The sequence below is a fragment of the Amycolatopsis jejuensis genome, from assembly GCF_000717335.1.
Classification (GTDB): Bacteria; Actinomycetota; Actinomycetes; order Mycobacteriales; family Pseudonocardiaceae; genus Amycolatopsis; species Amycolatopsis jejuensis.
In genome coordinates this window covers 148,540-160,703 of record NZ_JNYZ01000005.1, presented here as the reverse complement: position 1 = coordinate 160,703, position 12,164 = coordinate 148,540, and the positions used below count along the sequence as shown (strand labels likewise).

Sequence of the window (12,164 nt, the reverse complement as noted above, 5' to 3'; positions counted from 1 at the left end):
CAGGGCACATTACCATAGTAACCACTACAGTGGTCACTCGAGCAGCTCCCGGGCCAGCATTTCCCACAGGTCCACCGACAGCCGCAGCGATTCGAGGTCCACCCGCTCGTTCTGCGCGTGGAACATGCTCTGCCACTGCGCCAGGGTGATCCGGTCACTGAACATGCCGAAGCCGTACGCGCTCGCGCCCTTCGCCCGGAAGAACCGCGCGTCCGTGCCGCCGGTCATCAGCGACGGCATCGGCGTGACGTCCGGCTGCAACCGCCGGCTCGCCGAACCCAGCGCATGCCACAGTGGACCGTCCGGTTCCGAAGTGGACGGAACGGTTTCGTTGAAGAACTCCAGATCCACTTCGTCGTACAGCGACCCGAGAGCCTGTGCCAGCACCGCCAGTAAGTCCTCTTTGGACTGTCCAGGAAGGAGCCGGACATCGACGTCGAGCACCGCGGCACCCGGGACGGTATTGGTCTTGTCCCCGCTGTGCAGCACGTTCGGGCTGATCGTGAGGTGCGTCAGCGCGTGCGCGAGCCGCGCATGGTCCGCCGGGAGCACGGCCAGCCCGTCGGCAAACCGATCCGGATCCAGGAGCAACGGTGAATAGCCCATGGTCGCGACGTACTCGGTCCAGGCCGCGTCGATCCGGGGCGTCCCGTTGAACTCGCTCAGCCGCCGGACCACCTCAGCCGCCTTGACCAGCGCATTGTCCGTGTCATACGGACGAGACCCGTGCGAAGGCGTCCCATGCACGGTGATTCTGGTGGCGTACATGCCTTTCTCCGCCACCGAGACCATCGACCGGCGCCCGGACGGCGTCGTCACGGACATCCCGCCGCCCTCGGTGAGGACGTAATCGGCACCGACGAGGTCCCACTCGTGGTCGACGAGCCACTGCGCTCCGTGCGTACCCCCGGCTTCCTCGTCCGCGACCGCCAGGTAGATCAGCGTTCCCCGCGGCCGCCAGCCGGTGCGCGCGAGCCGCCGGAAGGCGACCGCCATCGACGACGTGAGGTTGTACATGTCGATGGCGCCGCGACCCCAGACCATCCCGTCGTGGATTCCGCCGCCGAACGGGTCGTGCTGCCAGCCCTCGGCCGTCGCGGGTACGACGTCGGTGTGCCCCATCAGGAGCAACGACGGGGCATCCGGGTCGGACCCCTCGATCCGCGCGACCAGTGAATCCCGGCCCGCAGTGCGGCCGACCCGGACCACATCGACCGGCGCACCGGCGAAATACGACTCCAGCAGGTCCGCATTCCGGCTTTCGCCGCCGGAATCGGGTCCGCCGTCGTTCACGCATTCATTGCGGATCATCTGCTGCAGCAGGTCGACGACCTCACCAGGGTGCTCGCTCACCGGTTCCCTCCTTTTGCACGCCTCACCAGAACCATCCCGCATCGACCCCGTCCGGCGACATTTTGTGGTACGCACCCCGATAGAAGACGAGAGGAATCCCCTCCCGGTGCACGGCGTCCACCACGCGTCCGAACAGGACGGTGTGGTCACCGGCCACAGTGGACGAATGCAGGTCACAACGCGTCCAGCACAGCGACTTCGGGACCACCGGGAGATCGCCGTCCACGTACTCCGGGGCCAGTCCGTCCCACGGGTCGGTCTTCGACTGCGCAAACAATCGCGAGACCGCTTGCTGCCGCTCGGACAGGAAATTCACCACGAATGCACCCCGTGCTTCAATCGCCGCGGCGGTCGCCGAATTCGTTTGAAAACACGCGAGCAACAACGGCGGGTCCAGCGAAACCGACGTCAAGGAATTCGCCGTCATCCCGAACCGCTGCCCGTCATGGGCGGTGGTGATCACGACGACGCCGGTGGCGAAAACCCCCATCGCCTTCCGCATGGCAACCGGCGCGACGGATTCGTCAGTGCTCATCCGCCACCTCCGCCAGCAACCGGCCGACCAGCTCCAGCCCGGGCCCGAAGTCGAACCGCTCGAACGACTCCCGCCGCTTCACCGCCGCGACCCCGCCGGTCAGCGCCTCGAAATGCACCTGCCGTCCGGCGAACTCCGAGCCGAAGCAGTCCCACGCCAGCCGGAGCACCTGCCGCCGGTCCGAGTATGAGGTACCCGCCGGGGCGCCGTACTTCTCCAGGTCACGCTGCGCGACCGCGTCGGCGAGGTCGTGCGCGCGAGGAAGGTCGAGAACCTCGCCACCGGCCAGTTCCCGGATGATCTGCACCGCGCGCGGATACGCCGTGACCTGGTGCAACACCCCCGCGGTGAGGTGGTGCGGGGCCGGGCACAGCACGTCCGAGCCGGGGAGCCGCACGGCCTGCGCCTCAGCCGCGACCATCGACGCTTCGGTGAGCGCCGCCAGCGCGCCGATCTCACCGAGCAGCTCGACCGACCGGACCAGGCCGTCGTTCTCCTTGAGCTCGCACAGCCGTTTCGCGAGTCCGGCGAGCATTCTCGATTTGACCGTCAGCCGGACCAGGTTCTGATGCTTGGCCAGCAGGAATCCGGGCGTCCGGCGGAACTGCGACTCCCACGCGCCGAGATCGCCGCACACGAACACGTTCTCCCACGGCACCGCCACGTCCTCGAGCACCACCAGCGCGTCAAGCTCGTCGAAACGCCCGGCCAGCGGCTCGTCGGCGCCCCGCCGGTACGCCGGGCGGCAGTGGATCCGGACCCCCGGCGTCGCCACCGGCACCACGAACGCCAGCGCCAGCTCGCCGTCGTCCGGGGTCAGCGGGTTCACGCTGGTCAGGAACAGCACATCCGACACGGCCGCGGCGGCACCCGGTACGAGCGCGCCGCTGACGCGGATGCCGTGCGCGTCTTCGCCGGTGCGGTGGACCTGCGCATAGGTGCCGGTTTCATCGACCGTCCGCGGGACCTGCGCGGGCGGCGGAACACTCGCATAGGTCACGTAGAGTGCTTCGTCGAGCACCCGCTGGTACCACGTGCGCACGTTCCGCCCAAGCGGCCGCGAGCCCTCGTCGAAGATCTCCGCACAACTCGCCAGGCCGCCGAGGATGGCCGCGACGTGGTCCGGGGTGCGGGTGAGCCAGCCGCCGGTCAGCTCTGCCCAAGCCGTCATCGCGCGTGTTCTCTTCGCGAGCTGCTCCGGCGACCGCGCGACGGTGAGCGGCGCGAGCGCGTCCCGGCCGGTCTCGTCGGCCACCGTCACCATCTCGTCGGGATGGTCGCCGGCATAGTCGTACATCCCCGCCACCGCCGAGACCACGGGAGCCAGCTCGGGATCGGTGGTGACATCCGAAACCGGACGGCCATCGACGTACACGCTTCGCCCGTCCTGCAACGACTTCCGGTAATGCGCGCCGGTCCTCATCACGGGGCCAATCGGATCACGACAGACTTCGTTTCGAGGTAGTTGTCGAGGACAGCGCGGCCCATTTCCCGGCCCCAGCCGGATTCCTTGAACCCGCCGAACGGAATTGCCGCATCGAAGGCGCCGTAGGTGTTGATCCACACGGTACCCGCCTGCAAGGCCCGCGCCGTGCGATGCGCTTTCGCCAGGTCTCGCGTGAAGATTCCGGCAGCGAGGCCGTACGGTGTGTTGTTGGCGGCGGTGACGAGCTCGTCCGGATCGTCGAAGGGAATGGCGGCGACGACCGGGCCGAAGATCTCCTCGCGCACCACCTTCATTTCGGGCGTGGTGCCGGTGAGGATCGTGGGTTCCAGGAAATACCCCGGCCCGGCGCCACGATCCCCACCGGTGACTGCGGTCGCCCCCTCCGACTGGCCGGATTCCAGGTAACCGAGCACGCGCTCCAGGTGCCCGGCCGAAACCAGCGGGCCCATGGTCGATTCCTCGTCGAGTGCATCACCGATCCGGTACCCTGCGGCGATTTCCGCAATCCCGGCCACGACCTCGTCGAACACCTTGCGGTGCACGAACAGGCGCGACCCGGCATTGCAGCATTGCCCTTGATGGAAGAAGATTCCTTGGGCGGCAAAGGGAATGGCGATGTCCAGATCAGCGTCATCGAAGACGATGTTCGGCGATTTACCGCCCAGTTCCAGCGTGACCCGCTTCAGGTTCCCCCTCGCGGCACCGAGCACGCGCTTCCCGACCTCGGTCGACCCGGTGAACGCGACCTTGTTCACCCCGGGATGCTCCGCCAGCGCCGCCCCGGCCTCGTGCCCGTAACCGGTGAGCACGTTCACGACCCCGGGCGGAAGACCGGCTTCGGTGACCAGTTGTCCCAGCCGCAAGGCCGACAACGGCGTTTCCTCGGCCGGTTTCAGGATCACGGCACAACCGGTGGCCAGTGCGGGCGCCACCTTCCACGACGCCATCACCAGCGGGAAGTTCCACGGGATGATCCCGGCGACGACGCCGACCGGTTCCATTTCCGTGTAGGCCAAATGCTCGTCCGGAGCGGACATCGAGAACGGGATGGTCGAGCCCTCGACCTTCGTCGCCCAGCCGGCCATGTAGTGGAACATGTTGGCCGCCAGCACCACGTCGGACGAACGCGCGACGGTGATGACCTTGCCGCTGTCGAGTGCTTCGAGGGTCGCCAGTTCCTCGGCGTGTTCGAGAATCAGGTCACCGATCCGGTGCAGCAGCCGTCCCCGCTCGGCCGGACTCGTCCGCCGCCACGGCGAACCCGGGTCGAAGGCGGCCCTTGCGGCGCGGACCGCACTGTCCACATCGGCCTGTCCGGCTCTGGGCACAGTGGACAGTACCTGCCCGGTGGACGGGTTGATCGTGTCGAACGTGCGGCCGTCCTGCGCGGCGGCGAACTCGCCACCGATCAGCAGACCCGGTTTGCTGGCAAGGAAATCCAGAGCTGCTGTCATGGGTACCGCCTCTCCTCCGTTCACCGGGCGAATGCCTCGACGAGCTTGCCGATCCGGTGGATGCCCTCGACGAGGTCGGCCTCACTCGACGCCAGGCTGATCCGTACTGCCTTTTCGCTGACCGAGCCGAACGCGCTGCCCGGCGTGACCGCGACGGAATGATCCCGCAGCAGTGCGGCAGAGAAGGCGGCCGAACCGAAATGGGATGCGGAAATGTCGGCCAGCAGGTAGAACGCCCCGTCGGGACGGTTGTGCGGAATCCCGAGCGCTTCGAGTTCGCGATGCGCCAGCTCAGCTCGCGCGCGGTACGCCGTATTCATCGTCACCACCGCGTCCTGCGGTCCGGTGAGCGCCTCGATCGCGGCCAGCTGGCTGATCGTGTTGATGCACGAATTGTGCGCGTCCGCCACCTTCAGCATCTGCGAAACCGCTTCTGTCGTCGCGAATCCGTACCCGATCCGCCAACCGGTCATCGCATAGGTCTTGCTGAACGCCATCGCCGTGATCACCCGGTCCGGGTCGGCGAACGTCGCCATGCTCGGCGCGACGGTGCTCGGCGGAGCCACGATCTGGTCGTAGCATTCGTCGCTGATCACCCAAAGCCCGTGCGCGGCGGCAATTTCCCCGATCGCGGCCAGCGTCGAAGCCGGATACACCGCGCCGGTCGGATTGTTGGGGCTGTTCACCACGATTGCTTTGGTCCGCGGGGTCACGCCGTCGCGCAGCTGATCGAGATCCGGCTGGTAATCCCATTCCGGACGGCAGGAATACCGCACCGCGCGAGCGCCCGCCACCGCGAGAATGGTGCGCAGCGTCGGCCAATACGGGTCCGGGATCAGTACCTCGTCGCCGGGTTCGCAGGTGGCGAGCACCGCGTCGGCGAGCAGGCTGGTGCCCCCGTTGCCGAGCAGCACCTGCTCCGGTTCGATGGTGAGGTCGTTGACCTTCGCGACCTTGGCGGCGATCAGCTCGCGCAGTTCACCGATGCCCTGGGTGGGCGTGTATCCGTGCCGCCCCTCGTCGATCGCCCGCTTCGCGGCGTCGCAAATGTGTTGCGGGGTACGGAAATCCGGCTGCCCGACCTCGAGCCGGATGCAGTCCGGCAGGCTCGCGACGCGCGCGGCGATGTCCCGGACCCCGGACGTGGGGGCGGCGCTGATGTGTCTCGCAATGGACGGGCTCACTGGCCGACTCCCTCGTCTGGGCCGTTCCCGGCAGTGTTGCGACTGCTACAGTACTTGCCATAGTGAAAGCTGGCAAGACACTGTAGTGCTCAGTCCGGAAGGTGGAGCGATAGTGGAAGATCGCTATGACGTCGTCGTGGTCGGAGCCGGAAACGCGGCGCTCTGCGCTGCCCTCGCCGCCCGCGAACGCGGGGCCTCCGTGCTCGTCCTGGAGCGCGCGCCGGAAGCCGAACGCGGCGGGAACACGGCCTTCACCGCGGGGGCGATGCGGGTCGCCTACCGCGGCGCCGAAGACATCACCGAACTCGTCCCCGACCTGTCCCCCGAACAGCTCGAGATCACCGATTTCGGGTCCTATCCCGAGGACAAGTTCCTCGCCGACCTCGCGCGCGTGACCGATTACCGGACCGATCCGGACCTCGCCGACCTGCTGGTCAGCCGGAGTTTCGAGACGCTCAAGTGGATGCGCTCGCACCGCGTGCGGTTCGCGCCGATCTACGGCAGGCAAGCGTTCAAAGTGGACGGCCGGTTCACCTTCTGGGGCGGGCTCACGCTCGAGGTCGTCGGCGGTGGTCCCGGACTCGTCGAAAGCCTGAGCCGGGCAGCGGAATCGGCGGGAATCACAATTGCGTACGACACGCGCGCCGTTTCCCTCCACACGGAAAAGCAGGCCGTCACCGGGGTACGGGTACGCAGCGGAGCCGAGGAGACCGACATTCGCGCCGGTGCCGTCGTACTGGCGTCCGGCGGATTCCAGGCCAACACGGAATGGCGCACCCGTTATCTCGGCCCCGGCTGGGACCTGGCAAAAGTGCGCGGGACCCGGTTCAACACCGGCGACGGAATCCGGATGGCGCTGGCGGCGGGCGCGGTGTCGTGGGGAAACTGGTCGGGTGCGCACGCGGTGGCCTGGGACCACAATGCACCCGCATTCGGCGATCTCGCCGTGGGCGACGGCTTCCAGAAGCACAGCTACCCGTTCTCCATCGTGGTCAATGCCGACGGCCGGCGTTTCCTCGACGAGGGCGCGGATTTCCGGAATTTCACCTACGCCAAATACGGCCGGGCCATCCTCGCGCAGCCGGGGCAGACGGCGTGGCAGGTCTTCGATCGCAAGGTCGAGCATCTGCTGCGGGACGAGTACCGGATCAAGGAGGTCACCAAAGCGACCGGGCAGACCCTGGCGGAACTGGCCGGGCGGATGGAAGGCATCGACGCATCGCAATTCGTGCGGACCGTCGAGGAATACAACGCCGCGGTCCGCATGGAAATCCCGTTCGACCCCAACCGGAAGGACGGCCGCGGCACCGAAGGGCTGGCGGTCGGCAAATCGAACTGGGCCAACCCGATCGACGAGCCGCCGTTCACTGCATACCAGGTGACCTGTGGACTCACCTTCACCTTCGGCGGCGTGCGGATCTCCACCGGCGCCGAGGTACTGGACGAAAACGGCGACCCGATTCCCGGTCTCTACGCGTGCGGGGAACTCGTCGGCGGGATCTTCTACGGTAATTACCCCGGCGGCTCCGGGCTCACCAACGGCGCGGTTTTCGGCCGTATTGCCGGGACGAACGCGGCCGGCTGACCCCACCGGTACCGGGCCGCCGAACGGCCCGGTACCAGTGGTCATCGGCGGTCGCGGGGCGGCTCCGCGTACACCGTGGGCCCGAGTTCGAGCCATACCTGCGGAATCTTGGGCCGTTTCCGGGCGCCGAAGTACTCGCCGTCGAACCAATAGCCTTCGAGGTCGTCGGTTCCCTTGCCCAGCACGGTTCCCGAGCGTTCCCATTCGCCGAGTACCGCGTCCAGCCCGTATTTCTGGATCGGGCACACCTTCATGCACACCGCACACCCGTGTGCGGCGGCCACCACCGGGACACAGCGCGCCGGGTCGATTTTCGCTTTGTACACCCCGCGATGCACGGCTTTCCGCGCCGGAATCGCCCCGGACGGGCATCGCCGGACACAGATCTTGCATTCGTCGCAGATCCGCGGAATACCGTAGTCGACCGGCTTCCCGAACACCAGCGGCGCATTCGTGCTGATCGTGCACGGACGGCACCGCGAACCGAACTGCGGGGTCAGCAGCTGCCCGTTGAGGCCGAGCTGCCCGAGACCAGCCTGGACCGCATAAGCAATCACCACCCCCTGGTCCTCGGTGTTGTTCAGCCGGGCCCGATAGCCGCGCGCCCGGAGATACTCGGTGACCAGCTCAGTCCGCCGGTAAACTTCCGCGACGGTCGAGAACGCCGCGTGATAAGCGGCCAGGCTGGGCAACGATTGAGTCACCTCGTATTCCTGCTCGGCAAAACACACCACCACGCGATCGCCGACCTCATTGCCGCGCCGGGGTTCGAAGGCGTACTTCTCGTCGTACTCGGCGACGCCGACGATCGGCAGGCCGACGCTGTGGGCGTACTCGAGCACGTCCTTGGTCAGCTGCTCGGGATCGTCGTCCGGCGCGGGCGCGGTGACCGGCCCACGCGAGTTCAGCGCGAGCACCCGCCGCTGGGTCTCCCGGATCACCGGCTCCATCCGGAGGAAGTTGCGCCAGCCGACCCGGTGGATGTGCTCGTCGGCCTCCGGCCAGCGGTCGAACAGGCTCCGCAGCGGTTCGCGGGCTGCCTCGGCCTCGGCTGCCGGATCCTTCTCGATCCCGGCCACGCTCCGCAGGTCGGCCGGCACCTGCCGCGCGAATTCGGGGGCTTGCATCCCAAGTGGGTAACGCTCGCGCAGCACCGCGCTGCGGGCGGGCAGGAACCGCGCGAGCACGGCAAGGCGGCGGGCGGAGAACACGCGGTAGGCCAGGTACTGCACGGCGAACCGCAGCCTGCCCGGCGGGCCCGACGTACCGGCTCGCGCTCTCCCTGACTCTCTGGTCGGCTCTGCCACAGGACCTCCTCAGATACGGAACACCATAGTAAGCACCATAGTGGATATTGCGAGTCTCTACGGCGCGCACTATAGTTCTGCGATCGCGACGGTCCGGCGGTTTCCGTCCCGGCCAGACGGCCCGCCGGCCCTTCCGGATGGCACCCGATCCAGCGGCTTCGGCCCGCTGAGGGGAGAAAGCAATGAAGCTCTCGACGAAACCCCGCCCCGCCGCTCGATGGACCGCTCTGGCCGCGTGCGCCTTCGCACTGGCCGCCTGTTCCGGTGGCAATGCCGCCGGATCGGGTCCCGCGTCCAGCACGGCACCCGTCAACCAGGAACTGCGCAACCTCTTGCCGGACTCGGTGAAAAAGTCGAACGTCGTCCGGGTCGGGGCGATGTTCAACTTCGCGCCGACGGTGATGGTGGTCGACAACGGCAGCCGCGTCACCGGCACCGCGCCCGACCTCGCCAAAGCGGTCGGCGACCTGCTCGGGGTCGAGTTCAAGTACGTCAACCTCGACTGGCCGGGACAGCTGCCCGCCCTGCAGTCGAGCACCGTGGAAGTGCTCTGGGGCCAGATCAGCGACACCGCCGAACGCGAAAAATCGGTGGTGGATCTGGTGTCCTGGTACCGCGGCGCGGAGATGGGGATCATTCCGACCGCCAACCCGCACCAGCTCAAGGCCCTGCCGGACGCCTGCGGCCTCCGCATCGCCGCGCCGGTGGGCAGCACCCAGCAGCGGAAGATCAAGGCATTCAGCGACAAGTGCGTCGAGGCCGGGAAACAGCCGATCGACAACCCGCTGTTCCGCGACGTCAATTCCGCGATCAACTCCTTGCGTGCCGGGAACATCGACGGCTACATGGACACCGGCGCTACCCTCGGGTACGCCGCAAAGCAGAGCGCCGGCGCGTTCACGACGATCCCGGCGGGCACGGAAAACGACACGAGCGGGATCGCCGTCGCGAAATCCCAGACCGGACTGACGAAAGCAATTCACGGCGCGCTCGTCGAACTCGTCCGCAACGGCACGTACCTGAAGATCCTCAAGACGTACGGGGTCGAGACCGGCGCGATGCCCGAGGCGGACATCCGGATCAACTACTTCACCGGTACGCCCGTGGGGGCCAAACAATGACGCAAAGCAGTACCGCGGACGACGTGCTTCTGGGCGGCGGGTCGCCGAGGACGCGCAAACCGGTCCGGCCGCTGCGGCACTACCGCCGCGGCGTGCTCGCCGTGGTCGTGGCCGTGATCGGCGTGCTCGTGCTGATGGGGCTGGCCCGCAACCCCAACATCCAGTGGGCGGTGGTCGGCCAGTTCCTGTTCAGCCCGGCGGTGCTGGGCGGGTTGTGGACCACCGTGCAGATGAGCCTGCTCGCCATGGCGCTGTCGGTCGTGCTGGCGGTGGTGGTGGCGTTGATGCGGGTTTCGTCCAGCCGCGTGATGCAGTCCATTGCCGCGCTGTACATCTTCCTGCTGCGCGGGGTGCCGATGATCGTCCAGGTGATTTTCTGGGGGAACATCGGCCTTTTCGTCAAAACGATCACCATCGGTATTCCGTTCACCAGTGTCGAGTTCTTTTCGGTCAGCACGTCTTCGCTCGTCACGCCGTTCATCGCGTCGGTGATGGGGCTGGGGCTGGCGGAATCGGCGTACATGGCGGAAATCATCCGGGGCGGCCTGCTGTCTGTCGCAAGAGGACAGCGGCAGGCGGCGAAGGCACTCGGGATGACCGGGTCGCAGACGTTCCGCCGGATCGTGATCCCGCAGGCGTGGCGCGTGATCGTCCCGCCGACCGGCAACCAGCTGATCAGCCTTCTCAAGGCCACGTCGATCGTCTCGGTGATCGCCGGTGGCGACCTGCTCACCCAGGTGATGAACATTTCCGGGCTGAACTACCGCACGATCGAATTGCTCTTGGTGGCCACGATCTGGTACCTCGCGGTGGTCATCGTGCTTTCGGTGGGACAGTTCTTCATCGAGCGGAAGGTGGCCGAGAAATGACCGCGGTTCCGATGGTGGAACTCACCGGGGTCGCCAAGCACTACGGCTCGCTGGAGGCGCTGTGCGAGGTCGACCTCACCGTGTACGAGGGCGAAACCCTGTGCCTGATCGGCCCTTCCGGTTCGGGCAAGAGCACGCTGCTGCGGTGCATCAACTACCTGGAGGACCTGACCGACGGCGAGGTCAGGGTGGACGGCGAGCTGATGGGGTACCGTGACGCTCCCACCGCAGTGCACGAGCTCAAAGAACGGGCAGTGTGCCTGCAGCGGTCGAATATCGGAATGGTATTCCAGAGCTTCAATCTCTTTCCGCACATGACGGTATTGGACAACATCACGCTGGCCCCGCGAATGGTCACGCGCACTCCGAAACAGGAGGCCGAGGAGCGGGCTCGCTCCTTGCTGGAACAGGTCGGATTGGCGGACAAGGCGAAGTCCTATCCGGCTCAGCTGAGTGGCGGGCAGCAGCAACGGGTCGCGATCGCGCGGGCGCTCGCGATGCGGCCGAAGCTGATGCTCTTCGACGAGCCGACGAGTGCGCTGGACCCGGAACTGGTCGGCGAGGTGCTGAACGTGATGAAGGCGCTGGCCACGGACGGGATGACCATGCTGGTGGCCACGCACGAAATGGGGTTCGCGCGGGAGGTGAGTGATCGGATCGTGTTCATGGACGCCGGGCGGATCGTGGAAACGGGTGCGCCGCGGGAGGTCCTGGAGAATCCCCAGCACGACCGGACGCGGGCCTTTCTATCGGCGTTACTGCCTTCGTGAGGAATTGCGTTACGGCGGGAGACCGGTCTCCCGCCGTGACGCCCTCACCACTGATGACCGGGGGTGGTTTTCACCGTTTTCATCGCGAACTGCGAGTTCGTCCTCGCCGCGCCGGGCATGCGGGTCAGCTCGGTCATGTACAGCTGCTCGTACGCGGCGATGTCCGAGACCGCGACCTGCATCAGATAGTCCGGCGTGCCGAACATCCGCCGGCACGACACGATCTCGTCCAGGTTCCGGCTGGCCTCCTCGAACGCCTCGATGACCTCGCTGCGCTGGTCCGCCATCTCGACGTGCAACAGCACCCCGAAGCCGCGGCCGAGCGCGGCCGGGTCGACCGCCGCGTGGTAGCCGGTGATCACTCCCGCCGCCTCCAGCGCACGCACGCGGCGCAGGCACGGGGACGGCGACAGCCCCACCCGGTCGGCCAGCTCGTTGTTCGGCAGCCGCCCGTTGGCCATCAGGAGGCGGACGATTGCGTGATCTGTCTTGTCCATGGCATAGCATGCTAATCTTTTGGGGAGAATAAGCAATATTTG

11 protein-coding genes are annotated in these 12,164 nt (G+C 67.0%); 4 read left to right on the top strand and 7 right to left on the bottom strand.

The genetic code is table 11. The annotated features are described in order from the left end of the window. Positions 1–33 precede the first annotated feature (33 nt). Genes OO71_RS07285 through OO71_RS07265 form a run of 5 tightly spaced genes read right to left on the bottom strand, consistent with a single transcriptional unit; the run spans position 34 to position 5,973 of the window. The gene (locus OO71_RS07285; RefSeq protein ID WP_033288875.1) at positions 34–1,353 is read right to left on the bottom strand and encodes a M20/M25/M40 family metallo-hydrolase; all 1,320 of its coding nucleotides are present in this window, start codon (positions 1,351–1,353) and stop codon (positions 34–36) included. A gap of 22 nt (positions 1,354–1,375) precedes the next feature. Beyond that, on the bottom strand, positions 1,376–1,888 hold the full coding sequence (locus OO71_RS07280; RefSeq protein WP_033288874.1) for a flavin reductase family protein: 513 nt from the start codon (positions 1,886–1,888) through the stop codon (positions 1,376–1,378). After that, complete coding sequence (locus OO71_RS07275; RefSeq protein ID WP_051791191.1) at positions 1,878–3,311, bottom strand: 4-hydroxyphenylacetate 3-hydroxylase N-terminal domain-containing protein; 1,434 nt, start codon at positions 3,309–3,311, stop codon at positions 1,878–1,880. Before OO71_RS07275 ends, OO71_RS07280 begins: the two co-directional genes overlap by 11 nt. Next, positions 3,311–4,789, bottom strand: a complete 1,479-nt coding sequence (locus OO71_RS07270; protein WP_051791189.1) for an aldehyde dehydrogenase family protein — start codon at positions 4,787–4,789, stop codon at positions 3,311–3,313. The genes OO71_RS07275 and OO71_RS07270 overlap by 1 nt, the downstream gene beginning before the upstream one ends. A 20-nt stretch (positions 4,790–4,809) precedes the next feature. Continuing rightward, positions 4,810–5,973: a pyridoxal phosphate-dependent aminotransferase gene (locus tag OO71_RS07265; protein ID WP_033288872.1), complete on the bottom strand. Its 1,164-nt coding sequence runs from the start codon at positions 5,971–5,973 to the stop codon at positions 4,810–4,812. Positions 5,974–6,085: 112 nt separating this feature from the next. Here OO71_RS07265 and tcuA point away from each other — a divergent pair, with 112 nt between their 5' ends. Beyond that, positions 6,086–7,558, top strand: coding sequence for an FAD-dependent tricarballylate dehydrogenase TcuA (gene tcuA, locus OO71_RS07260; protein WP_245633594.1), 1,473 nt, complete (start codon positions 6,086–6,088; stop codon positions 7,556–7,558). Positions 7,559–7,599: 41 nt separating this feature from the next. Here tcuA and OO71_RS07255 read toward each other — a convergent pair whose 3' ends face one another. Beyond that, positions 7,600–8,865 (bottom strand): 4Fe-4S dicluster domain-containing protein, encoded by a 1,266-nt coding sequence (locus tag OO71_RS07255; RefSeq protein WP_156096212.1) that lies wholly within the window; start codon positions 8,863–8,865, stop codon positions 7,600–7,602. A gap of 182 nt (positions 8,866–9,047) precedes the next feature. Here OO71_RS07255 and OO71_RS07250 point away from each other — a divergent pair, with 182 nt between their 5' ends. From OO71_RS07250 to OO71_RS07240, 3 genes are read left to right on the top strand one after another with little or no spacing between them, the layout of a single operon-like run. Next, positions 9,048–9,986 carry a transporter substrate-binding domain-containing protein gene (locus OO71_RS07250; RefSeq protein ID WP_033288870.1) on the top strand — a complete coding sequence of 313 codons (939 nt, stop codon included), beginning with the start codon at positions 9,048–9,050 and terminating at the stop codon, positions 9,984–9,986. Beyond that, positions 9,983–10,855, top strand: a complete 873-nt coding sequence (locus tag OO71_RS07245) for an amino acid ABC transporter permease (protein ID WP_051791185.1) — start codon at positions 9,983–9,985, stop codon at positions 10,853–10,855. Before OO71_RS07250 ends, OO71_RS07245 begins: the two co-directional genes overlap by 4 nt. Further along, a complete protein-coding gene (locus tag OO71_RS07240; RefSeq protein ID WP_033288869.1) occupies positions 10,852–11,625 on the top strand; it encodes an amino acid ABC transporter ATP-binding protein in 774 nt (257 codons plus the stop codon). Before OO71_RS07245 ends, OO71_RS07240 begins: the two co-directional genes overlap by 4 nt. Before the next feature lie 44 nt (positions 11,626–11,669). Here the strand turns inward: OO71_RS07240 and OO71_RS07235 are convergent, their stop codons facing one another. Next, a complete protein-coding gene (locus tag OO71_RS07235) occupies positions 11,670–12,122 on the bottom strand; it encodes an Lrp/AsnC family transcriptional regulator (protein ID WP_033288868.1) in 453 nt (150 codons plus the stop codon). Between the last annotated feature and the right edge of the window lie 42 nt (positions 12,123–12,164).